This window comes from Streptomyces sp. NBC_01476, assembly GCF_036227265.1.
Classification (GTDB): Bacteria; Actinomycetota; Actinomycetes; order Streptomycetales; family Streptomycetaceae; genus Actinacidiphila.
Window position 1 is genome coordinate 499,067 of record NZ_CP109446.1, and the last position, 23,663, is coordinate 522,729.

The 23,663-nt window shown below is 73.7% G+C and carries 19 protein-coding genes; 15 read left to right on the top strand and 4 right to left on the bottom strand.

Annotated features, from left to right (window positions below; translation table 11 throughout):
- Window positions 1-7: 7 nt before the first annotated feature.
- Both OG552_RS02195 and OG552_RS02200 read left to right on the top strand, forming a co-directional pair.
- On the top strand, window positions 8-889 hold the full coding sequence (locus OG552_RS02195) for a BadF/BadG/BcrA/BcrD ATPase family protein (RefSeq protein WP_329129074.1): 882 nt from the start codon (window positions 8-10) through the stop codon (window positions 887-889).
- A gap of 165 nt (window positions 890-1,054) precedes the next feature.
- A complete protein-coding gene (locus OG552_RS02200; protein WP_329129076.1) occupies window positions 1,055-2,209 on the top strand; it encodes an ROK family transcriptional regulator in 1,155 nt (384 codons plus the stop codon).
- 79 nt (window positions 2,210-2,288) lie between these two features.
- Here the strand turns inward: OG552_RS02200 and OG552_RS02205 are convergent, their stop codons facing one another.
- From OG552_RS02205 to OG552_RS02215, 3 genes are all read right to left on the bottom strand, one after another.
- Window positions 2,289-3,758 carry an aldehyde dehydrogenase family protein gene (locus OG552_RS02205; protein WP_329129078.1) on the bottom strand — a complete coding sequence of 490 codons (1,470 nt, stop codon included), beginning with the start codon at window positions 3,756-3,758 and terminating at the stop codon, window positions 2,289-2,291.
- 399 nt (window positions 3,759-4,157) lie between these two features.
- Complete coding sequence (locus OG552_RS02210) at window positions 4,158-4,898, bottom strand: N-acetylmuramoyl-L-alanine amidase (protein WP_329129080.1); 741 nt, start codon at window positions 4,896-4,898, stop codon at window positions 4,158-4,160.
- Between the two features lie 148 nt (window positions 4,899-5,046).
- Window positions 5,047-5,910: a (2Fe-2S)-binding protein gene (locus OG552_RS02215; RefSeq protein ID WP_329129082.1), complete on the bottom strand. Its 864-nt coding sequence runs from the start codon at window positions 5,908-5,910 to the stop codon at window positions 5,047-5,049.
- Between the two features lie 197 nt (window positions 5,911-6,107).
- Here OG552_RS02215 and OG552_RS02220 point away from each other — a divergent pair, with 197 nt between their 5' ends.
- The 13 genes from OG552_RS02220 (at window position 6,108) to OG552_RS02280 (ending at window position 22,570) form a co-directional block, all read left to right on the top strand.
- Window positions 6,108-7,310, top strand: coding sequence for an ATP-grasp domain-containing protein (locus OG552_RS02220; RefSeq protein WP_329129084.1), 1,203 nt, complete (start codon window positions 6,108-6,110; stop codon window positions 7,308-7,310).
- Window positions 7,307-9,076 (top strand): IucA/IucC family protein, encoded by a 1,770-nt coding sequence (locus tag OG552_RS02225; RefSeq protein ID WP_329129087.1) that lies wholly within the window; start codon window positions 7,307-7,309, stop codon window positions 9,074-9,076. Before OG552_RS02220 ends, OG552_RS02225 begins: the two co-directional genes overlap by 4 nt.
- Entirely contained in the window at window positions 9,076-10,794 is a 1,719-nt protein-coding gene (locus OG552_RS02230; RefSeq protein ID WP_329129089.1) for an IucA/IucC family protein, read from the top strand. Before OG552_RS02225 ends, OG552_RS02230 begins: the two co-directional genes overlap by 1 nt.
- A complete protein-coding gene (locus tag OG552_RS02235; RefSeq protein ID WP_329129092.1) occupies window positions 10,791-12,071 on the top strand; it encodes a type III PLP-dependent enzyme in 1,281 nt (426 codons plus the stop codon). The genes OG552_RS02230 and OG552_RS02235 overlap by 4 nt, the downstream gene beginning before the upstream one ends.
- Window positions 12,072-12,259: 188 nt before the next feature.
- Window positions 12,260-13,528, top strand: a complete 1,269-nt coding sequence (locus OG552_RS02240) for a Gfo/Idh/MocA family protein (protein ID WP_329129095.1) — start codon at window positions 12,260-12,262, stop codon at window positions 13,526-13,528.
- Window positions 13,529-13,773: 245 nt separating this feature from the next.
- Complete coding sequence (locus OG552_RS02245) at window positions 13,774-14,610, top strand: endo alpha-1,4 polygalactosaminidase (protein WP_329129097.1); 837 nt, start codon at window positions 13,774-13,776, stop codon at window positions 14,608-14,610.
- Between the two features lie 181 nt (window positions 14,611-14,791).
- Window positions 14,792-16,144 carry an ABC transporter substrate-binding protein gene (locus tag OG552_RS02250; RefSeq protein WP_329129099.1) on the top strand — a complete coding sequence of 451 codons (1,353 nt, stop codon included), beginning with the start codon at window positions 14,792-14,794 and terminating at the stop codon, window positions 16,142-16,144.
- 10 nt (window positions 16,145-16,154) lie between these two features.
- Window positions 16,155-17,108 carry a carbohydrate ABC transporter permease gene (locus tag OG552_RS02255; protein WP_329129100.1) on the top strand — a complete coding sequence of 318 codons (954 nt, stop codon included), beginning with the start codon at window positions 16,155-16,157 and terminating at the stop codon, window positions 17,106-17,108.
- Entirely contained in the window at window positions 17,105-18,025 is a 921-nt protein-coding gene (locus OG552_RS02260; protein ID WP_329129101.1) for a carbohydrate ABC transporter permease, read from the top strand. The genes OG552_RS02255 and OG552_RS02260 overlap by 4 nt, the downstream gene beginning before the upstream one ends.
- Window positions 18,026-18,079: 54 nt before the next feature.
- The gene (locus OG552_RS02265; protein ID WP_329129103.1) at window positions 18,080-19,033 is read left to right on the top strand and encodes a carbohydrate kinase family protein; all 954 of its coding nucleotides are present in this window, start codon (window positions 18,080-18,082) and stop codon (window positions 19,031-19,033) included.
- Window positions 19,033-20,343, top strand: coding sequence for an alpha-glucosidase/alpha-galactosidase (locus OG552_RS02270; RefSeq protein WP_329129105.1), 1,311 nt, complete (start codon window positions 19,033-19,035; stop codon window positions 20,341-20,343). The genes OG552_RS02265 and OG552_RS02270 overlap by 1 nt, the downstream gene beginning before the upstream one ends.
- Before the next feature lie 112 nt (window positions 20,344-20,455).
- Window positions 20,456-20,968 carry an FAD-dependent oxidoreductase gene (locus OG552_RS02275; protein ID WP_329129107.1) on the top strand — a complete coding sequence of 171 codons (513 nt, stop codon included), beginning with the start codon at window positions 20,456-20,458 and terminating at the stop codon, window positions 20,966-20,968.
- A gap of 222 nt (window positions 20,969-21,190) precedes the next feature.
- Window positions 21,191-22,570 (top strand): chloride channel protein, encoded by a 1,380-nt coding sequence (locus OG552_RS02280; protein ID WP_329129108.1) that lies wholly within the window; start codon window positions 21,191-21,193, stop codon window positions 22,568-22,570.
- A 10-nt stretch (window positions 22,571-22,580) separates the two neighbouring features.
- Here OG552_RS02280 and OG552_RS02285 read toward each other — a convergent pair whose 3' ends face one another.
- Window positions 22,581-23,318 carry a class II aldolase/adducin family protein gene (locus OG552_RS02285; protein WP_329129110.1) on the bottom strand — a complete coding sequence of 246 codons (738 nt, stop codon included), beginning with the start codon at window positions 23,316-23,318 and terminating at the stop codon, window positions 22,581-22,583.
- Window positions 23,319-23,663: the final 345 nt, after the last annotated feature.

Genomic DNA, 23,663 nt, shown 5'->3' on the forward strand with positions numbered 1-23,663 from the left:
GGTTCTCGTGGGTGCCGACGTGGGCGGCACCAAGCTCGCCGTCCGGGTGGAGACACCGCAGGGCGCGGTACGGGCCGACGTCGAGATGCCGGCCGCGGGCTGGGAGGCCGCCCCGGTGGACCGGGCCGCGCGCTGGCTGCTCGGCCATCTGGCCCGGGTGGTGCCGGAGGGCGACGAGATCGCGGCGGTCGGCGTCGGGGCGCAGGGCTGTGACACGCAGGAGCACTGCGCGCATCTGGCGGCGGCCGTGGAGGCGCTGGGGGTGCCCGCCACCGTCGTGAACGACGCGGCGCTGCTGGTTCCGGCGGCCGGTCTGGACAGCGGGATCGGTGTCATCGCGGGCACCGGCTCCATCGCGGTGGGCGCGGACGCGGCGGGCACGGTGCTCTTCGCCGGCGGCTGGGGCTGGGTGCTGGGCGACGAGGGCAGTGCGCCGGCCATCGTCCGGGAGGCGGCGAAGGCGGCCCTGGGCGCCTATGACGCCGGCCGTCCCGACGACGGGCTGCTCTCGGCGCTGCTGAAGCACTACGGCGACCCGGACCCGCAGACGCTGGCCCGTACCGTCAACGACGAACCCACCACGGCCAACTGGGGCCCGGCGGCGCCCGCGGTCTTCGACGCGGCGGCGGCCGGCTCGGCCCTGGCGCTCGGTGTGGTGAACGAGGCGGCGGCGCAGCTGACCGCCCTGGTCACCCGGCTGCGTGCGCGGGGCGCGCGGGGACACACCGTGGTGGCGGCCGGCGGGGTGGTGGTCGGCCAGCCGCTGCTCGCCGACTGCCTGCGGACCCGTCTCGCGGCGGCTCACCCGGACCTGGCCCTCCACGTGCTGGAGGTGGCCCCGGTCACCGGAGCGGTCGCGCTGGCCCGCGCCCGGAGCGGCCTGCTCTGACGGTCACCGTTCAGCGTCGCGACAGCCTGAGTTCGTTAAGTTGATGAACACAGGTGGGCCCGGTGAGGTCCATCGGATAACTTTGCCTTCCAGGATCCCCTGGAGACAGGATCCGGACCCACCGGGCCGCCCCGCAGCACCGGGGCACGTCGCACGAGGGACACGATGGATACGAGCGTTACCGCCGACCGGTTCGACCTGCCCGCCAGCGCGCGCGCCGTGCTGCGCGCCCTGGCCGTCGACGGTCCGGCGACCAGACCGCAGCTCAGCGAGGTGCTGGCGCTGTCCCGTCCCACCATGTCGGTGGCGATGGCGGAACTGTCGCGGCTGGGGCTCGTGGCCGGCCAGGGCAGCTCGCGGGGCGCCACCGGGCGCAGCGCGGTGGTCTACTCCCTGGCGTCCCGGGCCGGCCACGTCCTCGGCGTGGAGATCGGCGCGACCGGCGTCAGGGCCGCCGCGTACACCCTGGACGGCCGCGAGATCGGATCGGCGCAGGAACGGCTCCCGTCCGACCACCCCACCGTGACCCCTGAGGCCGTCGAGGCCGCCGCAGGCGCGGTGCGCACGGTGCGGGACACGGTCGGCGGCCGGCACGGCCCCTTGCGCGAAGTGGTGGTGGCGGCGCCGACCCTGCCCACCACCGAGCGCGGCGGCACGCTGCGCCCGGACGGCACGGCCGGGATCACCGACGCCCTGGCGGTACCCCCCGGTGTGCCGGTGAGGGTGGAGAACAACGTCAACTGCGCGGCCGTCGCCGAGCACCGCTTCGGGGTGGCGCGCAACCAGCAGATGTTCGCGTACATCCAGGTCGGCGTGAAGATCGGTGTCGGCATCGTGCTGGACGGGCGCCTGATGAACGGCGCCAATGGCGCGGCGGGCGAGGCCGCCATGCTGCCGTTCCCGTGGTCGGAGTCCCAGCAGCCGCGGCGGGCCGGGCTGGAGCGGTTCCTGGGCTCCGACGCGCTGATGGAGCGGTGCGCGGCCGCTTGGCCCGCGGCCGGCGCCGGGCCGGTGCCGCGCGACGCCAAGGCGCTCTTCGAGGCGGCGGCCGGCGGCCACGCCACCGCGCGCCGGGTGGTGGACCGGCACGCGACCGACATCGGCCGGCTGGTGGCCGCCGTGGTCGCGCTCATCGACCCCGGTCTTGTGGTGCTGGGCGGCGGTGTCGGCCAGAACCAGCTGGTGCTGCTTGAGGTCCGCAGGACCGTGCGCGAGCTGGCCTGGGACACCGAGGTGACGGTCGGCGGACTCGGCGACCGGGCCACGCTGCTGGGCGCGGTGCACCTCGCCGGCAGCCGGGCGCTCGACTCGATGGCGTGAGCCGGAGGCCGTCGGGAGCGGCGCGGTCCGGCGGCCCCGTCGGGACCACCGGACCGCGCCGCTCTTCCGGCAGGAGGCATCAGTACGGGTACGCCACCGGCTCGTGCTGGACGGTCAGCCAGCGCAGTTCGGTGAACTCGTGCAGGTTGGACTCGCCGCCCGCGCGCCCGCCCAGGCCCGAGGCGCCGCGCCCGCCGAACGGCGCCTGCGCCTCGTCCAGGCAGGTGGTGTCGTTGACGTGCACCATGGCCGCGCCCAGTCGCCTGGCCAGCCGGCGGCCCCGCTCCGGGTCACCGGTGACGACGGCGTCGACCAGGCCGTAGGACGTGTCGTTGGCGACCGCCAGCGCCTCCTCCTCGCTGTCGACCGCGAGCACCGGGGCGATCGGGGCGAAGATCTCCTCCGTCCACAGCGCCATGTCGCGGGTGACCCCGGTGACCACGGTGGGCCGGTGGAACAGCCCCTCGCCGTCACCGCCCTCCACCACCTTCGCGCCCGCCCCGACCGCCTGCGCGAGCAGTTCCCTGGCCCGCTCGCGCTGCTCGGTGCTGATCATCGGGCCGAGGCCGACCCCGTCCTCGGCCGGGTCGCCGACGGTGATCCGGGCCGCGCGTGCGGCCAGGTCGGCGACGTAACGCTCGTACACCGGCCGGAGCACGATGTGCCGCCCGGCGGTGATGCAGGTCTGGCCCTGGTAGTGGAAGGCGGACCAGGCGCCGATCTGCCCGGCCTGCTCCAGGTCGGCGTCCTCCAGCACGATCAGGGCGTTGTTGCCGCCCAGTTCGAGGGAGACCTTCTTCAGTGCGCCGCCCGCCTCGCGGGCGATGGTCCGGCCGACCGCGCTGGAGCCGGTGAAGTGGACCATCGCTATGTCCGGGTGGGCGGTGAGCGCCTCGCCGGTGTCCTGCCCGCCGGGCACCACCTGGAGCACGCCCGCCGGGAGGCCGGCCGCGGCGAACAGGTCGGCCAGCAGCAGGCCGCCGCTCAGCGGGGTGTGCGGTGACGGCTTGAGGACCACCGCGTTGCCGACGGCGAGCGCCGGCGCGAGCACCCGCATCGCCAGCACCAGCGGGAAGTTCCACGGGGTGATCACGCCGATGACGCCCAGCGGGACGCGCTCGGCGACGCTCTCCCGGCCGGGCGCGCGCGAGGGCAGCGTCTCGGAGAGCGCGGTGCCCGCCAGCGCGGCGGCCTGGTGGAGTTCGTCGATCGCGCCGTGCACCTCGTACTCGGCCTTGCCGCGGATCGAGCCGGTCTCCCGGACGATGAGGCCGGCGAATTCATCCGTGCGCTCCCGCAGCCGCGCCGCGACATCCCGCAGCAGGTCGGCGCGGGTGCCGAAGTCGGTGGCTGCCCAGCCCGCGGCGGCGGTGGCGGCCTCGCGGGCCGCCCGGTCCAGGTCGGCGGGCGAGGCCCAGCCCGCTGTGCCGAGCGGCTCCTGGCGCGCCTTGTCGAGAACCGCCGAGGTTCGGCCGTTCTCGGCCGGGACGAACTCCCCGCCGATGAAGAGGGCGCCGTCCCAGGGGTTCGGCGTGGATGGGGTCGGCATACGAGCCTCCGTGTCGAAGTACAGATGATCGAGGGACGCGGGGCGGAGCCGGGCGTCCGTCCGGCCGGTCGCGCCGTCCCGCGCGTACGTCCCGACACGCCCCTGGATCTGGCAGCCGTCCGCGTCCCGGTCGGAGCAGCCCATGGCAGGTCGGGCGAGGGCCTGAGTTTGTTAACTTTCCGAACTCTCAACATAGCAGCGAGGACTGCTTTTGAGGAGTGGCTTCCGGTAAAGGACCACGGCGGGCGGGGCTCCGGGCAGCGGCGCTACGTCCGGAGAGCGGTCGCGCGGTGGACGGCCGCTGCGCCGCCGGGAAGGACCCTCAGGCCGCGGCCGGAGCCCGGGGAGGTCCCAGCAGGTCCCGGCAGGTCCCGGCAGGTTCCGGCCGCGGTGTGAGCGTCAGGTGGTCCAGATGGCCTTCGCCCGCAGCCGGGCCGCGGCATCGCGGATCCACGGCAGCTTCGCGTACAGCGCGTCACCCGGACAGGTGGTCTCGTAGGCGTCGCGGTGCCCGGAGATCGCGTGCAGCATCACCGCCTTCCCCTTCGGGAAGCGGCTCTCGTCATTGCTGGAGACCAGCCGCACCCGGCCCCTCGGGTCGATGCCGGGGTCGAGCTTCCACGCCGCTATCGAGGCGATGGCCTCCAGCATGGGACGCGGCACCTTCTGCCCCTTGCCGAAGTTCCCCAGCGCCGCGACCCCGACCGTGTCGACGTTGAAGCCCTCGGTGTGCGCGCCCCGCACATCCCGGTCGACTCCGCCCGCCCGGCCCTCGTAGATGTTGCCGCACCGGTCGACGATGAAGTTGTAGCCGAGGTCGTCCCATCCCATGTCGTGGATGTGGGTCTCCTCTATGGCCAGCAGCATGGCGGGCACGTCGGTCTTGCAGTCGTAGTCGTTCGGGTTGTCCGTGTGATGGATGAAGATCGCCTTCACCGAACGGTCGTACTGGGGCTTGCCGTGCACGGACTTCTCATCGGCGTGCCACGTCGACCGCCCGATGACGACGGGCCGCAGCGACGCCCGGTGCGTGACCGAGCCGTCCCCGGGGTCGCGCGACTCGCGTCCCGGGACGGTGGAAGCCGCGACGAAGACGAGCGGAAGGAGTGCTACCCCCAGCTTGTACCGGAGCGGGCGCATGGCCTCAAGACTGGGCCCATCGCGGCCGGCCGGACATCTGTACAGGGCCGTTCGGGTGACACCGCGCCAGGGTCGCGGGCGTGCGGCCCGGCCACCGGCGGACCCGGGACAGGGAGCCGGGAGCCGGGGCCGGGACCGGGACGGGTCGTCAGTCCGGCGCCGAGCCGCCCGCCGCCAGGAGCCGTTCGGCGTCGCACAGCCGGGGGCAGGTGCCGCAGGTCTCGGTGGGCCGGACCGTGTAGTGCAGACAGCAGCCGAGCCGGGTACGGGTCAGATGCGTACGGCCGTCATGGGCGGCCAGCCGGCGGAAGTCCGCGCCGCCGGGAAAGGGCGGCAGGGGGCCGGGCAGCAGTTCGCCGGCCGCCCGGACCGCCCGCTCCTCCTCACCGAGGGCGCGGCCCAGGTGCCAGATGCCGGAGACCAGGTCGTCCCCGGCCATGCCCCACAGCGCGCGCGGCCCCCGGCGTGTCCGCGGCCCCAGCGCGGTGAGCAGCGGCCGTACGTGGTCGGCGACCGCTGCCCGCAGTTCGGTCCGCAGGGCCTCCTCGTGCGGCAGTACGCGCACGCCGGGGCGTCCGGCCGCCGGGTCGCCGGGCAGGCAGGCGAAGTCGCCGGGGACGATGCCGAAGGCTCCGGTCGGAAGTTCGGTCCGCAGGTCCCGCGGCCGGATCCGCGGCACCCGCCGCTGGAGGTACCAGGGTCCGCTCATCGTCAGGCAGACCGCCCAGAGGTAGCCGTGCAGGGCGCGGGACGCGACGACTTCCGGGCGGGCGGTGCGGCCGTGCCGCTGCCGGATCCGGGCCGCCTCGGCCTCCAGCCAGGCGTCGAGCACGCCGTCGCCGGCGAGCAGGGCGGCGCTGTCCACCCATGCGGGGCCGGCCGCCGAGCCGGGAGCCACCACCCGGAGGTCGAGCGCAGGGCAGAGCGAGACGAGCCGTCGGTAAACAGCCGACAGCGGGGCGGCGCGGCCGTCGGCCGCACGGGCCGGCGGGGATGCCGGGGCCAGAGGCACACGTTCTCCTCAACGCCGAGGACCAGCACGATTAGGTAAGGCTGACCTAATCATGGCGGAGATCGTTCGCACCAATCGGAGCCACGCCGGTGCGAATTGACAGGCTTAGGCATGCCTAACCTAGGCTCGTCCCACCTCCGGCCGATCACCGCCCCGCGGTGCCGGCCGACGACTGTGCGCGCGGAAGTGATCTCCAGATGCAGCTCTACCTGCTGGCCCTGAACCCGACCGACTCGGTCACCGAGGGGTTCCTCCCCGCCGCCCGCAGGCTCGGCCTGGACGTCACCGTGCTCACCGACCAGCCCGCCGCGCACCGCGCCGCGTACGGCGGCGATCCGGGCGTCGAGCTGCTGGAGTGCGATGTGCGCGACGTCCACGCGGTGATCACCCGCGTCTCGACCCACCGCGCGCCGGACGCGGTCTTCAGCAACAGCGACCACCTGCAGACCCAGACCGCCCTGGCGGCCGGCTACTTCGGTCTGCCGGGCAAGGACTGGCGGGCCGCACTGCGCACCAAGGACAAGGCGGAGATGCGCCGCCGGCTGGCCGCCGCGGGCGCCGGCACCGTCTGGTCGGCGGAACTGCCCCCGGGTCGGGATCCGGCCACTGTGGCGGCCGCCCCCGACGTGCCGTACCCCTGCGTGATCAAGCCGCGTGAGGGGGTGGCGAGCGAGGACGTCGTCCGCGTCGAGGGGCCGGCCGAACTTCAGCAGCGGTGCAAGGAGATCCAGGCCCGCCGGCCCGGTGAAGCGCTGGTGCTCGAGGAGTATCTGCCCGGTGAGCTCTTCACCCTGGAGACGCTGGGGGACGGAGTACGCCGCGAGGTGCTGGGCGGCTTCCGCACCCGGCTGTCCCCGCCGCCGTACTTCATCGAGGAGCGGTTGACCTTCACCGCGGACCGGCCGGCCGCGCCGGAAGCGCAGGTGCTCGCCCAACTCGACGCGCTCGGGGTGGGGTTCGGCGCCTGCCACACCGAGTTCGTGGTGTCGGAGGGACAGGCGCGGCTGATCGAGGTCAACTACCGGGCGATCGGCGACCAGTGCGATCTGCTCCTGGCCGATCTGCTGGAGATCCCGCTCTTCGAGCACATCCTCCGGGTCCATCTGGGCGAGCGGCTGCCGGCGGAACTCGGTGCCCGCACCGGCTGGGCGGCCCGGCTCGACTACCCCTACGCACGGCAGGCCGGGACGCTGACCGCCGCGCCCGGCCCCAGCGATCTCACCGTCGGCGAGGTCCGGCTGACGTACCGTCCGCTGCGTGCGGTGGGCGAGCGTCATCCGCTGCACCACACCAACCGCGATCTGCTGGGTGTCGTCCGGGCCGTCGGCCCCGGGCAGGACGCGGTGGACCGGGCGGTGTCCGGCTTCCTCGCCGGCCACAGCTGGGAGATCACCTCGTGACGGTGACCGGCCCCGCCGGTACGGCCGAGGAGGAACTGCTGCTGCGGGTGCTGAGCACGCTGCTGCGCGAGGACGTGCTGGGCCTGCGCACCCGCACCACCGTGCAGGACCGGGCGGACGGGCGCTGGCTGCGGCTGCCCTGCCCGGACGGCCGGGCACTCGCGCTGCCGGTCGTCGCGGACGGCTTCCAGTGCGAATACGCCGCCCGGCTGCCGATGCTCCAAGAGGAGCCCGGGGGACGGCGGTTGACGTCCGGTGCGCAGGTGCTTGCGGCGCTGGCGGCACTCGCCCCGCTGGAGGACAGGACCGGTTTCGGTGCCTTCGCCGCCGAGTACGAGGACGCCCTGGCCGCGCTGCGGCTCCAGGCGGCGACGCACGACGCGGTGATGGCCCGGCTCGGTGCCCGGCACGGCGCCGATCCGGTGCGGTGGCGGGGCCTGGCATCGTCCCTGGCCTTCGACACGCTCGCCGCCCGGGCCGGCCATCCCCTCTATCCGACCGCCGCCGCGCGCCCCGGGCTCGGCGACCGTGACCTCACCTCCTGCGCACCGGAGTTCGCCCCGCGCTTCGATCTGCGCTGGGCCGTGCTGCCCGAGGACGCGGTCACCGCGCCCGGTCCGCACGGGACCGCGGGGCTCGGCGCCTTCTGGCCGCGGCCGTCCGCGCTCGGTCTGCCGGGGCTGGACGAGAGCCATCTGGCCCTGCCCGTCCACCCGTTGACGGCCGCCGGACCACTGCGGGACGCGTTACGCGAAGCCGGCCTGGCGGAGCGCGCCTTCCTCGCGGACCGGCCGCACCTCGCGGTCGCGCCCACCTTGTCGATGCGCACCGTCGCGCTCGCCGAAGCCCCCGGTGTCCACCTCAAACTGCCGCTGGCCACCTCGACCCTGGGCCTGCTCAACCGGCGCACCATCAAACCCGGCAGTCTCACCGACGGAGCCGCCGGGCAGCGCCTGCTGGAGACCGTGGCCGCCCGCGAGCCCCGCTTCGCCGGACGTGTCCTGCACGCCGACGAGACCCGGTACGTCCACGCCGGCCATGAACTCCTCGCCGCACTCGTCCGCCGCCATCCCGGCCGGCTCGACGGCACGGTCGTGCTGCCGCTGGCGGCGCTGACCGCCCCGGCCCCCGACGGCCGCCCGGTCATCGAGCACCTGGCCGCCCACTGGTTCGGCGGCGAGGTGCTCGCCCTCCTGGACGCCGTGCTCACGCTGCTGCTCGACTGGCAGACCACGCTCTTCGGCTACGGCATCGCCCTGGAGTCCCACCAGCAGAACATCTCGCTGCTGCTGGACGGACCCGCCGGCCGCCCCCGGCTCCGGTTGCTCTTCAAGGACGACGACGGGCCGCGGATCAACCGGTTCCGGCTGCGCGACGCCCTGGGGTCCGACGCCCCCGGCCCCGCGGAGTTCGCCGACCCGCGGATCTTCGCCGACGACGACGGACCGGTGCTCGACCTCTTCACCACCATCACCGTCCATCTGTGCGCCGGTGCCTTCGCCTTCACGCTCGCCCGCTACGGCCACGCCCCCCTGACCCGGCTGCTCGGCCTCGTGCACGACCGGCTGGACGAGGCAGCGGTGCGGCTCGGGGACGGCCCCGGCCGGCCCGGAGCCGTACTGCGCGCCCAGGTACTCGACGCCGCGCGGCTGCCGGTCAAGGCCATGGTCACCGCGGGCACGCTGCTCACCAAGAAACGTTCAGGAGCGTCCGACATCAACAAGCACTACACCACCGGTCCCAACTACCTGCTGCGGAGTCGCTGATGGCACTCACCTCCGTCACCGGCCCCGCCGACTGCGCCGACCGGACCGGGACCGCCGAACTGGCCACGGCCGACGACGCGGTGGCCCACACACTGCTCAACTGCCTGCTGCGCGAGGTGTCCGGTCCCGAGCACCGCACGGCCGTCACCGACGGGCAGCTGGTGCTCCGGCTGCCGCGCAGCGGGGTACGCCTGCGGGTCGCGCTGCGCCGCACCTCCCGGCTCGGCGCCCACCGCTTCACCGGGCCGGTGGCCGAACACCGCGAGGACGGCTGGGCCGCGATCGGCTGGCTCCGGCTCGCCGAGCACATGCACACCGAGCTGTCCGCACGGACCGGCATGCCCAACGACGAATTCCTCGACCAGGTGGTCTCCAGCCACCGGGGCGTGGCCGCCGGCCTCGGGGCGCCGCGCCGCGCGACGGGCCGGGACCCGCTCGCCCGCTACCTCGCCTCCGAACAGTCACTGGTCTACGGCCACCGCTTCCATCCCACGCCCAAAGCCCGCAGCGGAGACCCCGCCTCCTGGGCCGCGTACGCCCCCGAGGCCGCGGCGTCCTTCCCGCTGCGGCTGCTCGCGGTGCGCGACCGGCTGGTGGTGGAGGAGCGCGCGGCGCCCGGGGCGGCGGCCCCGCTGGACCGGCTGGCCGCGGTGCCGGCCGGCTACCGGCTGCTGCCCGCGCACCCCTGGCAGTACGAACTGCTGCACCGGCATCCCGGCCTGCGGGCGGCGCTGCGCCGGGGCGACGTACTCGATCTGGGCACCGGGCAGCGCCGCTTCGCCGCGACCGCCTCGGTGCGCACCGTCTACGACGGCGCCGCCTTCCTCAAGTTCAGCCTGAATATCCGGATCACCAACTGCCTGCGGAAGAACGCGAGTTACGAACTGTCCGGGGCGGTGGCGCTGACCCGGCTGCTCGATCCGGTGCTGGCCGACCTGGCGGCGCGCTTCCCGGGGAGCGACATGCTGCGCGAGCCCGCCTTCCGCAGCCTGGCGCTGCCGGGGCCGGACGGCCGGCCCGACCTGTCGCTGCTGGAGGGCTTCGGGGTCATCGTCAGGGAAGGACTCACCGACCGGGCCCGGCCGGGCACCACCGCCCTGCTGGCCGCCGCGGTGGCCGACGAGTACCCGACAGGCCCCGGGCACATCTCCCGGCTGGTCGGCCGGAACGACCGGGGTGCGGCGCTGCGCTGGTGGCGTGCGTACCTGCGGCTGCTCGTGCCGCCGGTGCTGGCGGCCTACCTCGACCACGGGGTCGTGCTCGAACCTCATCTGCAGAACGTGCTGGTGTGCGTGGCCGCGGACGGCCGGCCGGTCCAGGTGCTCTTCCGCGACCTGGAGGGCACCAAACTCCTTCCGGAACACCACGCCGCCGCGCTCGCCGCACTGCCGACGCGGGTCGCGGGACCGCTGACCTATGACGCCGACCGGGGCTGGGACCGGCTGGTGTACTGCCTGCTGGTCAACCACATCGGGGAGATGGTGTCCGCGCTCGCCGATCTGCACCCGTCGGCCGAGGGCGCGTTGTGGTCCGAAGTCCGCCGCACCATGGTCGAGTACGCGGAGACGCACGCCCGCTCGCCGCGGCTGGAGGCACTGCTGGCCGGGGCCCCGCTGCCGGCCAAGGCCAACCTGCTCACCCGGTGGGGGCGCGCCGCCGACCGCGAGGCGGGGTATGTCCGCCTGCCGTCGCCGCTGGCCGGGGACGTGACCGAGTGAGCCGCCCGGAGGGGAGCATCCTCACCGCGCCGGTACGCGATCACGCCGGGTCCCTGCCGTCCGGCCAACTGCCCGCCTACCTCTACGACCTGGCGGCTCTGCGGGCCCACGCCGGCTCCGTGCGGGCGGCGCTGCCGGCGGGCGTCGAGCTCTACTACGCGGCGAAGGCCAATCCGGAGCCGGAGATCCTGGCTGCCCTGACGCCTTTCGTGGACGGGTACGAAGTCTCCTCGGGCGGGGAACTGGCCCATGTGGCAAAGGCGTTGCCGGACGCCGCGCTGGCCTTCGGCGGTCCGGGGAAGACCCCGGACGAGCTCCGCGCGGCGCTGGAGCTGGGGGTGCGGCGCTTCCATGTCGAGAGCGAGCACGAGCTGCGGATGCTGGCGGACCTCAGTTCCCGTACCGCGCGCCCTTCCGGTGCCGCCGAGCGGGCCGCTGAGTCTGCCGCCGAGCGGGCCGCCGAGCAGGCCGGGGACCGGGTCGGGGTGCTGCTCCGGGTCAATCTCGCGGTGCCGCCGGGGATGCTGGCGGCCGGCTCGCTGACCATGGGCGGGCGCCCCGCGCCCTTCGGTCTCGATCCCTCGCGGGCCGACGCCGCGGTGCGCCTGCTCACCGGCGGCGATTGCCCGCGGTTGGAACTGCTCGGCGTGCACGCCCATCTGGCGAGCGGGCTGGCGGCGCCCCAACTCCTGGCTGTCGCCGCGTCGGTGGTGACCTGGTCGGCGGAGCTGTTCGCCCGGCACCGGATCGCCCTGCGGGAGGTGAACGTCGGCGGTGGCATGGACGTCGACTACGGCGATCCGGCAGCACGGTTCGACTGGCCTGCCTACGGGGCCGGGCTCGGACGTCTGGCCGCGGACCACCCCGGTCTGCTGCTGCGGATCGAACCGGGCCGCGCCCTGACCGCCTACTGCGGCTTCTACGCCACGGAAGTGCTCGATGTGAAGCGCAGCCACGGTGCGGAGTTCGCGGTCGTCCGCGGCGGCACGCACCATCTGCGCACACCGGCCGCCAAGGGGCACGACCAGCCCTGCTCGGTGCTCCCGGTCGAGGAGTGGCCGCACCCCTGGCCGCGGCCGGCCGCCGGTCCGCAACCGGTCACGCTCACCGGCCAGTTGTGCACCCCCAAGGACGTCCTCGCCCGCGGGGTCACCGCGCCGGGAATCCGGGCCGGCGACCGCGTGGTCTTCGCCCTGGCCGGCGCGTACGCGTGGAACATCTCGCACCACGACTTCCTGATGCACCCCCGTCCGACCGTGCACTTCCTCGGCGGCTGACCGGAACGTCCGTCCAGGTCCCGAGCCGGTGAAGCCGCCGCCGTCCCAGGGTCTCAGGATGCCACAGGTGATCGTAACTGCACACAGGGGCTGTTGATCGAGCATCTGTGAGCATCTAGGGTCGGCACGCCGAGCGCCGGCGGCAGTCGGGCCGCCGGCCCGGCCGCAGCGTGAAGGAGTGCCGGCCCATGGCGGAACTGCGTATCGGAGTGGTCGGGATCGGGCAGCGCGCACCGCTGGCGGTGCCGGCGAACCGCCCCGGCACCGCCCGCGTCGTGTCCTGCGCCGACCCCGATCCGTACGCCCTGGCCACCGCCCGGGAGTTGTTCGGACCGGAGGCGGCCCTGCACCGCGACCACCGGGACATGCTCGCGGACAGCCTCGACGCGGTGTTCGTGCTGACCCCCGACTTCGTGCACACCGAGCCCGTACGGTTCTTCCTGGCCGCCGGGGTCGCGGTGTTCGTGGAGAAGCCGCTCGCCATCACCGTCGCCGACTGCGACGCGGTGCTGGCGGAGGCGGCCCGTACCGGTACCCGGCTCTATGTCGGCCACAACCTGCGGCACCTGCCGGTGCTGCGCCGGATGCGCGCGCTGATCGAGCAGGGCGCGATCGGCACCGTGCGCTCGGTGTGGTGCCGGCACTTCGTCGGGCACGGGGGCGACTTCTACTTCAAGGACTGGCACGCGGAGCGGGCCAGGACCACCGGTCTGCTGCTGCAGAAGGGCGCGCACGATCTGGACGCCATGCACTGGCTGGCGTCCGGCTACTCGCGCACCGTCGTCGCGCTGGGCGGTCTGACCGTCTACGGCGACAATCCGCACCGCCGCGAGGGCGCGGCCACCGCGGCCGGGCGGCGGATGCCGGACTGGTTCGACGCCGACGCCTGGCCGCCGGCCGCGCTGCGCGACCTCAACCCGGTCATCGACGTGGAGGACCTCAGCATGATGCTCAGCCGGCTGGACAACGGGGTGTTCACCAGTTACCAGCAGTGCCACTACACGCCGGACTACTGGCGCAACTACACCGTCATCGGCGACGAGGGGCGGCTGGAGAACTTCGGCGACGGTCTGAGCGGCGAAGAGGCGACCGTGAAGGTCTGGAACAAGCGCCGCTCGGGCTACCGCCCGGACGCCGACCTGACCGTCACCTTCCCGGCGGACCCGCCGGAGCCCGGGAACGCCGAGCACCCCGGGAGCGGTGCGGACACCGAAGAGGGCGTGGCCGCGGAGGACGGCGACGGCGGCCACGGCGGCGCCGATGCGGCACTGGTGGCCGAGTTCCTGCGGTTCGCCGCCCAGGGCGGCCCGACCGAGACCTCACCGGTCGCCGCCCGCGAGGCGGTCGCGGCAGGTGTCGCGGCGACCGCGTCACTGCGCGCCGGCGGCGTCCCGGTCCCCGTCGAGCCGCCCGATCCGGAGATCGTCCGCTACTTCGCCGCCCACCAGGCCCGTTGACCTCGCACCGCCCGCGCTCCCAAAGCCGCCCGTAACCACCCGCCGGGGGAAATTCCGGGCGTTCGAGGGACCTTGACATGACGAAAGCTGCTCGCTTTACTTCCCGCAACGCCGAATTCGAGCACTCGGCGCAGAGGTACGCCTAGCCGGTGGACGGCCTTCCCGCCGCAAGCCCGGACTAAGTCGCCAGGACGGCCGCCGGCCTCCGAGGCGGGGACGTACCCCCCATCATCTGGAGTCCGATGATGCGCAACGATCACGTCCGAGCCCCCCAGCGTCGATGGATCGCCGCGATCGCCGCCGGCGCCACCGCCGCCGCCGCGGCGGTGGCCCTGCCCCTGCTCACCTCCTCCACGGCCGGCGCGGCCGGCACCGTCACCCCACCGCCGGCCCACGCCGGCTTCGACTACCAGATCGGCAGCCCCTACACCCCGCCGGCCGGTGTGACGGTGGTCAGCCGTGACCACGACGCCACCCCGGCCGCCGGGCTCTACAACATCTGTTACGTCAACGCCTTCCAGACCCAGGAGGGCGCCGAGGGCGAGTGGGACTCCGACCTCCTGCTGCACGACGCCAACGGGAAGATCGTCAAGGACGACGGCTGGGACGAGGCGGTGCTCGACATCCGCACCGCGAGCAACCGGCAGCGGATCGCCGACAAGGTGAACGGCTGGATCGACCAGTGCGCCGCCAAGGGCTTCCAGGCGGTCGAGCCCGACAACTTCGACACCTTCGACCGCTTCCCCGACTACCTCACCCAGGCCCAGGCGGAGGCGTACATCCGGCTGCTCTCGGCGCACGCGCACCAGAAGAACCTGGCGATCGCCCAGAAGAACACCGCCGAGCTCTCCGGTGACCACACCGCCAACGGCCTGGACTTCGCCGTCGCCGAGGAGTGCGCCGACTACGACGAGTGCGGCGACTACACCGCTGCCTACGGCAACGAGGTCATCGTCATCGAGTACTCGGCCAAGGGCCTGACGAAAGCGTGCAAGAACTGGGGCAGCACGCTGAGCATCGTCCGCCGGGACGTGGACGTCGTCGCCAAGGGCGACAAGGGATACGTCCGGCAGACCTGCTGATCCGTCCCCGGCCGCTCCTGACCCGCGGCCACACCGTCCCCTGGGGCGCGTGCCTTCGAGCGCGCCCCAGGGGACGGACCCCGACGTGCCTCCCACCCCAACTCCCCGGGGCCGCGTCCGCCCTTCGACCGGAAGATCATCCTCCGGTTCCGTTCCGTTTCCCGTTCCCCCTGGAGGTCCGATGGCTCTCGGCCGTTCCCTTCCCGCCGGGCTGCCGTCCCTCCCCGCCCGGCCGTCCCGCCGCCGGGTGCTGCGTCAGGGCTCCGGCGCCGCGCTCGGCATCGCGGCCGGCGCCGCACTGGCCGGGTGCGGCTCGGGCAGCGGCGACGGGGTCGGCGCGGACGGCCGCGTCACGATCGAACTCTGGCACGGCCAGACCGACACCGGCCGGGCGGCCATCGAAGGGCTGGTCAAGACGTTCAACGCCACCCATCCGGGGATCCGGGTCGATCCCGGCGGCGGCGTACTGGCCGACTCCATGCTCCAGAAGGTGACCGCTGCCCTCGCCTCCGGCTCGTACCCGGACATCGCCTACATCTTCGGCTCCGACCTGGCCGGCATCGCCCGCAGCCCGCGGGTGGTCGACCTGACCCGTATGGTCGGCTCGCTCCCCCTGCCGTGGAGCGACTACTGGGCGCCGGCCCGGGAGGCGGTCACCATCAACGGGCGGGTACGTGCCGCCCCCGCGCTGCTGGACTCGCTGGCGGTGGTGTGCAACAAGAAGCTCTTCGCCGCCGCCGGACTGCCGATGCCGCAGGCCGGCTGGACCTGGGACGAGTTCCTTGACATGGCGGCCAAGCTCACCGACGCGGGGCGCGGTGTGTACGGCACCGGCTGGCCGGGCGTCGGCGACGAGGACACGGTGTGGCGGCTGTGGCCGATGATCTGGGACCTCGGCGGCGACGTGGTCGCCCCGAACGGCAAGGGCATCGGCTTCGCGGACAGCGGGGTGCGGGCCCTGGAGACCGTCCAGGCGCTCGCCGGGGCCAAGAGCGTCTACATCGACCCCAAGCCCGGCAGCGAGCAGATGTACCAGGTCTTCAACTCCGGGCGGATGGGAATGGTCGCCACCGGCCCCTGGGGACTGCCGGACATCATCGACGCGAAGATCGACTACCACGTGGTGCCGCTGCCCAGCTACAGCGGCAAGCCGATGACCATCTCCGGGCCCGACACCTGGACGGTGTTCGACAACGGCGACGCCCGGGTCAGGGCCGCGCAGACCTTTGTGAGCTGGCTGATGCAGCCCGCACAGGACGTGCGGTGGGACGTGGAGGCCGGCAGCCTGCCGCTCAGCCGCAGCACCGAGAAGCTGGCCGCCTGGCGCGCCCAGGAGGCCGGCACCGACGGGATGCCGGTGTTCACACGGTCCCTGGACACCGCCCGGGTCCGGCCCGTGCACCCCGCGTACCCGCAGATCTCGGAGGCGCTGGGCCAAGCGATCGTCTCGGTGCTGCTCGGCCGGAGCACCCCCGCCAAAGCCTTGCGCCGCTGCGCCGACGAGGCCAACGCCGCCCTGCTCATCCCGCGTTGAGGAGCCTCCCATGCCCCCGCTGCCCACCCCGCTCACCCTCTCCGACACCGACCGGGCACGGCTGCGCGCCCGGCGCCGCGGCCGGCGCCGCGAGTCGGCCACCGCCTGGGCGTTCATCTCGCCGTCCGTGCTGGTCATCATCGGGCTCAGCGCCGTACCCGTGGTGTGGTCGCTGCTGCTCTCCTTCAGGGCGGACGACCTGGTCACCCCGAGCCGCTGGGTCGGCCTGGACAACTACCGCGCGCTCAGCCACGACCCGCACTTCAGCCAGGCGGTGGACAACACCCTGATCTACACGGCGCTGTACGTGCCGCTCAGCATGCTCCTCGGGCTTGCGCTGGCCCTGGCGCTGAACCGGCGGATCAGATTCGTCGGCCTCTACCGCACCCTGATCTTCGTCCCGTTCGTGATCTCCGAGACCGCGCAGGGCGTGCTCTTCTCCTTCATCCTCGACCCGCAGTTCGGCGCGGCGAACTCGGTGCTGCACGCGCTGCACCTGTCCCCGCAGGGCTTCTTCACCGACCCCGGGCAGGCGCTGTACGTCCTGGTGGGCATCTCGTTGTGGAGCAGCATCGGCTTCTGCGTGGTGATCTACCTGGCCGCGCTCCAGGACGTACCGCAGACCCTGATCGAGGCGGCCCGGCTGGACGGTGCCGGCCGGCGGCACCTGCTGCGGCACGTGGTGCTGCCGACGCTCACCCCGGTCAGCGTGTTCCTGCTGCTCTGGCAGACCATCAACGCCCTGCAGGTCTTCGACCTGGTGTACGTCACCACCAAGGGCGGCCCGATCGGCTCCACCACGGTCGTCGTCTACTTCGTCTGGCAGCAGGCGTTCCAGAACTTCACCGCCGGGTACGGCGCGGCAGCCGCGTACGTGCTGGCCATCGCCCTGCTCGTCATCGCCGCCGCGAGCCGCCTGATGCGGCGCCGGGAGAACACCCGCCTCGAAGGAGCCACACGATGACGGCCACATCAGCGACATCGGCGTCGTCCCTGGCCGCCGGCGCCCGGCAGCAGAGCGGCGCCCCTCCGGCGCCGGGGAGCGGAGGCACCGCGCGCCGCCGGCTGCGGCTGCCGTTCAGCCCCTGGCACCTGCTGCTCGCACCGCTGGCGCTGCTCTTCGCGGTCCCGCTGATCTGGCTGCTGCTCAGCTCGGTGATGAGCGACGCGGAGATCAACCGCTTCCCGCCGGCGCTGTGGCCGCACGGCATCCATCTGACCGGCTACCGGTACGTGCTGGGCAACGCCATGTTCCCGCGCTGGTTCGCCAACTCGCTGATCGTCTCGGCGGTCGCGGTCACCTCCAACCTGCTGCTGGGCTCGCTCGGCGGCTACGCCTTCGCCCGGATGCGGTTCGCCGGGTCCAAGACGCTGCTGACGCTGATGCTGGCGACGATGGCGGTGCCGTTCCAGCTCACGATGATCCCGACCTTCCTGGTGATGAAGAAGCTCGGACTGATCGACACGCTCGGCGCGCTGATCGTCCCGTCGCTGGTGACGCCCTTCGCGGTCTTCCTGCTGCGGCAGTTCTTCCTGTCGCTGCCGCGGGAGCTGGAGGAGGCCGCCTGGATCGACGGCTGCTCACGGCTGCGGGTGCTCTTCTCGATCGTGCTGCCGCTCTCCCGCCCGGCGCTGAGCACCGTCGCGGTGCTGACCTTCCTGTCCACCTGGAACGACCTGACCTGGCCGCTGATCGCCATCAACCACGATGTGCACTACACGCTGCAGCTGGGCCTGACCACTTTCCAGGGGCAGCACCACACCAAGTGGTCCGCGGTGATGGCGGGCAACGCCATCACCATCGCGCCCGTGCTGCTCGCCTTCCTCGCCGCGCAGAAGTCCTTCATCCAGTCCATCACCTCCAGCGGACTCAAGGGCTGAGCCGCCCCGCCCGCCACGACCGCCCTCCTCTCCTCCACCACCACGGGACACCGGATGCCGCACGACTTCGACCTGCTCGTCATCGGGGACGCCAACCCCGATGTCGTCCTCGGACCGCTCGACACACCGCTCGCCTTCGGCCAGCGCGAACAACTCGTCGACACCGGTCTGCTCACCCTCGGCGGCTCCGCCGCGATCATGGCCTGCGGCGCCGCCCGGCTCGGCCTGCGGACCGCTTTCGCCGGCCGGGTCGGCGACGACGACGCCGGCCGCTTCGTCCGCGACGCCCTGGCCGCGCGGGGCGTGGACATCGGCGCGCTGCGGCTCGACCCGGCCCTGCCGACCCCGCTGACCGCCGTGGTCAACCGCCGCGCGGACCGCGCCATCCTCACCGCGGCCGGCACGCTCGCGGCGACCTGCGCCGACGACGTACCGGCGGACCTGCTCACCGGGTCCCGGCATGTCCACGCGGCGTCGTACTTCCTGATGCCGAAGCTGGCCGGCGCACTGCCCGACGTGCTGCGCGCGGCGCGCGCCGCCGGCGCCACCACCTCGCTCGACACGAACGACGACCCCAGCGGGCAGTGGACACCACCGGGCTTCGACGCGGTGCTGGCGGTCACCGACGTCCTGCTGCCCAACGCGGCGGAGGTGCGGGCGCTGGCCGGCGCAGGCGCGGTGACGGCGGAGCAGGCCGCCGCCGGACTCGCCGGGCGCGGGCCGCTGGTCGTGGTGAAGGACGGCGCCGACGGCGCCTTCGCGCACGACGGCCGCACCGTCGTGCGCACCGCCGGCACACCCGCCGAGCCGCTGGACACGGTCGGCGCCGGCGACAGTTTCGACGCCGGCTTCGTCGCCGCCCTGCTGGCCGGCCTGCCCCTCACGCAAGCCCTCGATCTCGCGGCTGCCTGCGGCGCCCTGTCCACCCGGGCCTACGGCGGCACCACCGCCCAGGCCACCTGGACCGAGGCGCTGGCCGCCGTACCCCGCAACGGAGAGAACCAGTGATGACTCCCACCAAGATCGCGTTCATCGGCGCCGGCAGCGTCGTCTTCACCCAGGGGCTGCTGGCGGACCTGTTCGCCTTCCCCGAGCTGAAGGACGCGCACATCGCGCTGCACGACATCGACCCCGAACGCCTCGCCACCGCCGAGGGCGCCGCGCGCCGGATCGCCGAGGAGCGCGGCGCCGCACCGCGCGTCTCCGCGCACGCCGAGCGGCGCGCGGCCCTGGCGGACGCCGATTTCGTGATCAACATCATCCAGGTCGGCATGCGGGAGTCCACCCGCACCGACTTCGACCTGCCGGCCCGCTACGGCATCCGGCAGACCATCGGCGACACCCTCGGCGTCGGGGGCATCTTCCGCGCGCTGCGCACCTTCCCGGTGCTCAGGTCGCTCGCCGAGGACATCGCCGAGGTCTGCCCCGACGCGTGGCTGCTGAACTACACCAACCCGATGGCGATGAATGTCCAGTACCTCACGCAGGCCACCGGGCTGACCCGGGTGGTGGGCCTGTGCCACTCGGTGTACTGGACCATGCACGACCTGGCCGAACTGCTGCGGGTGCCGTTCGAGGAGATCGACTACCAGGCGGCGGGCGTCAACCACCAGTCGTGGGTGCTGCGCTTCGAGCGGGGCGGCACCGACCTCTACCCCCGGCTCGACGCCCTCATCGCCGGTGACCCGCAGCTGCGGCGCCGGGTGCGGGTCGACATGTACCGGCGTCTCGGCTACTACCCGACCGAGACCAGCGAGCACTCCGCCGAGTACGTCCCCTGGTATCTGCACCACGACAGCGAAGTGGAGCGGCTGCGGCTGCCGGTGGGCGCGTACCTCGGCATCGTGGACGAGAACGTGTCCATCTACGAGTCCACCCGGGACGCACTCGCGGCCGGCGGCCCGCTGCCGGTCGAGGGGACCATGGAGTACGCGCCGCAGATCATCCACAGCGTCACCACCGGCACGCCCCGCACGGTCTACGGCAATGTGCCCAATCACGGCCTGATCGACAACCTGCCGGCCGGCGGCACCGTCGAAGTCCCCTGCCTGGTGGACGCGTTGGGGGTGCAGCCGACCCGGGTCGGGGCGCTGCCCGCGCAGTGCGCCGCGCTCAACCGCTCCTACCTCAGCATGAACGACCTGGTGGTGCGGGCCGCCCTCCAGGACGACCCGCGCTCGATCCGGCAGGCCGCGATGGCCGACCCGGCGACCGCGGCGGCACTGCCCGTGGAGGGCATCTGGGATCTGTGCGACGAGATGGTCCGCGCGCACGCGGACCTGCTCCAGCCCGGGCTGCGGGCCACGCTGGGGCACTGAGGCGGCTCGCCGGTCACGGGGCCGCGAGCCTTGCGAGGTGTGCCCGAAAGGGCACCACGGCAGGGGCTTTCGGCCCATGCGGCCGGCGCCGCTCCCGGCCGACAGTGGGGCCATGGACAAACGCATCGTCATTCTGGGCAGCGGCAACAGCGGGACGCTGACGGCGAATCAGCTGGCACGGCACCGTCACGAGGACGGATTCCGGATCGTGGTGATCGACCGGGCCGACCGCGGTGACCCCGAACTCGACCTGCTCACGGCCATCGGCGTCTACGGCCCGCAGTCCGTCCGGCCCCCCGACACACTCCAGCTCCGGGAGGGGATCGCCTTCCGCCGGGCGGGGGCGGCCGGCATCGACCTCGACCGTGACGAGGTCTGCCTCACCGACGGGACGACGCTCCGCTACGACGTGCTGGTGGTGGCCACCGGTTCTGCGCCGCCGCCGCGGCGCAGGGGCAGCGGCCGGGGGCCCGGCGCGCCGACCAATGTCTTCACCGTCGGGCCGCACGACGGGCCGGCCGCGCAGATCGAGGCCGAGACCACGGTCGCCCGGATCCGCCGCTTCCTGGCGGACCGGTCGGCCCTGACATCGCCGGGCGTCGACGGCTCGTCGGTTCGCACGTGACGCGTCGGGCGTGACCTGTGGCGTTGCGGTGAACGGGGACAGGGCCGGACCGCCGGCCGTGACCCTCCCGCACGGTGCGCGGCCTGCCGGGCGGTCCGCTCGCCGACCGCCGGACAAATACCGCGAAACCACACGCCCGGCTGTCATCATCGACGCGACAGCCGGACGACGGCGGCACGCCGGACTCCTGGACCCGGGACGGCCCCCAGGAGGAATTCCCCGATGCCATCGGACCCCACGGCGGCAGGCCCCCCGGTGGAAGACCCCGCGGCCGCTTCCGCCGCGGACCCGTTCGCACCACTGCGGACCAGGCCCTACGCGGTGCTCCTGGTCCTGGCCGGCTTCGCCGGCGTGGTGGTCTCCGCCGGCGCGTACGGCTTCCTGCAGGCGGTGGACCACCTGCAGACCGCGCTCTACCAGGACCTCCCCACCGGGCTCGGCTTCCACCGGACACCCGAGTGGTGGCCTTTCGTGCTGCTCGCGCCCTCCGGTGTGCTCGTCGCGCTGACCGTGCGGTATCTGCCGGGCAACGGCGGCCACCAGCCGGCCGAGGGCCTGAACACCAAGGGGGCCGCGCCCGCGGCGGAACTCCCCGGCATCCTGCTCGCCGCCCTGGCGTCGCTGGCCTTCGGCGCGGTGATCGGCCCCGAAGCCCCGTTGATCGCACTCGGCGGCGGCCTGGCCCGGTACGGATTCCGGCTGCTGCGGCCGGACGCCCCCGCGACGACGCAGGCGGTGGTGGCGGCGGCCGGCAGTTTCGCGGCCATCAGCGCGCTGCTGGGATCGCCGCTGCTGGGTGCGTTCCTGCTGATGGAGGCGTCGGGTCTCGGCGGACCGACGCTCGGCGTCGTACTGCTCCCCGGGCTGCTGGCGGCGGGCATCGGCTCACTGATCTTCACCGGCCTGGGCTCCTGGGCGGGCGTCGGCAGCGGCACGCTGACGATCCCGAGCCTGCCACCGGTGGGGCGGCCCGACATCGCCCAGTTCGGCTGGGCGCTGGTGATCGGCCTCGCCGCGGCCTTCGCCGGCACCGGTGTCCTGCGGCTGGCGCGCCACCTCCAGCCACGGGTGAACCGCCGCCGTCTGTGGTGGACGCCGGTCATGGGGACGGTGGTCGCGGGCCTCGCCGTGGCGTACGCCGAAGGCACCGGGAAGCAGACCGCCGACGTGCTCTTCTCCGGGCAGAGCGCGCTGCCGGGGCTGCTGATCCACCACGCGGGCTACTCGGCGGGCACCCTGACGCTGCTGGTGGTGTGCAAGGCCCTGGCCTACGCGGTGTCGCTGTCGGCGTTCCGCGGCGGACCGATCTTTCCGGCGATGTTCGTCGGGGCGGCCGGCGGCATCGCCCTGTCCCACCTCCCCGGGCTCCCCTACGTGGCCGGCGCCGCGGTGGGCATGGGCGCGATGTCGGTGGCGGTGCTCAGGCTGCCGATGACGTCGGTGCTGCTGGCGACGCTGCTGCTGGGGCACGACGGCGTGACCGTCATGCCCCTGGTGATCGTGGCCGTGGTCGTCTCCCACGTCACGGCGGCGAGGCTCGCCCCGGCGCCGGAACACGCCCGGTCCGGGGCCGGCGCGGCCGGGAGTCCGGCCGGGGCGTGAGCGCGGCGGGTCAGCGTACCGGCTCCAGCCGGGCGAGCTCATGGCGCCAGGCAGTGTCGAGGTTGAAGGTGCCGCCCAGGTCGGGGAGTTCGGCCAGGTCCTCGTCGGGCAGGTCGGTGAGGACACCGCCCGCCTGGGCGACGTCGAGGCTGAGCCGGGCGATGCCGTCAACCGAGACCGCCCGCAGCACCGCCTCCTGGACGCTCTGTCCGGTGCTGGTCAGGCCGTGCCCGCGCAGTACGACGACCGGACGGGAGCCGAGGGCGGCCACCATCTCGGCCGCGAGGCGCCGGTCGCGGACCAGGACGCCCCGCGGGTAGACCGGCACGCCGCCGGCCGCCAGCCGGGTGCCCGGGATGTCGTAGGCGCCGATGATCGGCCGTATCCGCAGACCGGCCAGGTCGGCGGCCACGACGGCCGGCGGGTGGGCGTGCACCACGGTGTCGACGTCGGTGCGTGTCCGCAGCACCTCGGTGTGCAGGGGAAGTTCGTTGGGCGGACGCCAGCCGCCCGCGAGTTCGCCCGGGCCGCCGGGCCGCCCGTCGAGGTCCACCAGGTGGATGTCGGCCGGGGTCGTGTGGAGCAGACCGCGTTCCCGCGGGCCCCGGCAGCGTACGAGCAGCCGCTCGGCTCCGACCCGTGCGCTGATGTGGCCGAGGATCCCGTCCGCGAGACCGCGGGCGGCGAGCACCCGGCACCCGTCGGAGATCAGGGCCCGGAGGGTGTCCAGTTCTGTTGCGGTGGTCACGACGCTGCTCCTGCGGTACGCCAGGGCCGGGCGGCGGCCTCGCCGCCACCGCGGCGAACGGTGCCTGCGCGACCCGCGCGCGGCAGCCGCCGCACCGCAGGCCGGCCCGCTGCACCGCAACGGGCAGACGCCATGCTGGCACGCCTGTCCCCGCGCCCCGGCGCCGCCTCCCGCCCCGGACCGGCCGGCGGCGCCGGGACCGGCGCAGGACCGGAGCAGGGACCGGCGCAGGACCGGAGCAGGGACCGGCGCAGGACCGGGGAAAATACGCCACCGCGGAACGGGAAATACCGTGCGCGCCCCATACCCGCCATGGGACCATTTTTCATGACGGAGCGTCAGATT

Bases quoted from the DNA above. Each gene is read 5' to 3' on its own strand.
- OG552_RS02200 (WP_329129076.1), top strand. From the start codon at position 1,055: ATGGATACGAGCGTTACCGCCGACCGGTTCGACCTGCCCGCCAGCGCG.
- OG552_RS02205 (WP_329129078.1), bottom strand. From the start codon at position 3,758: ATGCCGACCCCATCCACGCCGAACCCCTGGGACGGCGCCCTCTTCATC.
- OG552_RS02210 (WP_329129080.1), bottom strand. From the start codon at position 4,898: ATGCGCCCGCTCCGGTACAAGCTGGGGGTAGCACTCCTTCCGCTCGTC.
- OG552_RS02220 (WP_329129084.1), top strand. From the start codon at position 6,108: ATGCAGCTCTACCTGCTGGCCCTGAACCCGACCGACTCGGTCACCGAG.
- OG552_RS02230 (WP_329129089.1), top strand. From the start codon at position 9,076: ATGGCACTCACCTCCGTCACCGGCCCCGCCGACTGCGCCGACCGGACC.
- OG552_RS02240 (WP_329129095.1), top strand. From the start codon at position 12,260: ATGGCGGAACTGCGTATCGGAGTGGTCGGGATCGGGCAGCGCGCACCG.
- OG552_RS02245 (WP_329129097.1), top strand. From the start codon at position 13,774: ATGCGCAACGATCACGTCCGAGCCCCCCAGCGTCGATGGATCGCCGCG.
- OG552_RS02250 (WP_329129099.1), top strand. From the start codon at position 14,792: ATGGCTCTCGGCCGTTCCCTTCCCGCCGGGCTGCCGTCCCTCCCCGCC.
- OG552_RS02255 (WP_329129100.1), top strand. From the start codon at position 16,155: ATGCCCCCGCTGCCCACCCCGCTCACCCTCTCCGACACCGACCGGGCA.
- OG552_RS02260 (WP_329129101.1), top strand. From the start codon at position 17,105: ATGACGGCCACATCAGCGACATCGGCGTCGTCCCTGGCCGCCGGCGCC.
- OG552_RS02265 (WP_329129103.1), top strand. From the start codon at position 18,080: ATGCCGCACGACTTCGACCTGCTCGTCATCGGGGACGCCAACCCCGAT.
- OG552_RS02270 (WP_329129105.1), top strand. From the start codon at position 19,033: ATGACTCCCACCAAGATCGCGTTCATCGGCGCCGGCAGCGTCGTCTTC.
- OG552_RS02275 (WP_329129107.1), top strand. From the start codon at position 20,456: ATGGACAAACGCATCGTCATTCTGGGCAGCGGCAACAGCGGGACGCTG.
- OG552_RS02280 (WP_329129108.1), top strand. From the start codon at position 21,191: ATGCCATCGGACCCCACGGCGGCAGGCCCCCCGGTGGAAGACCCCGCG.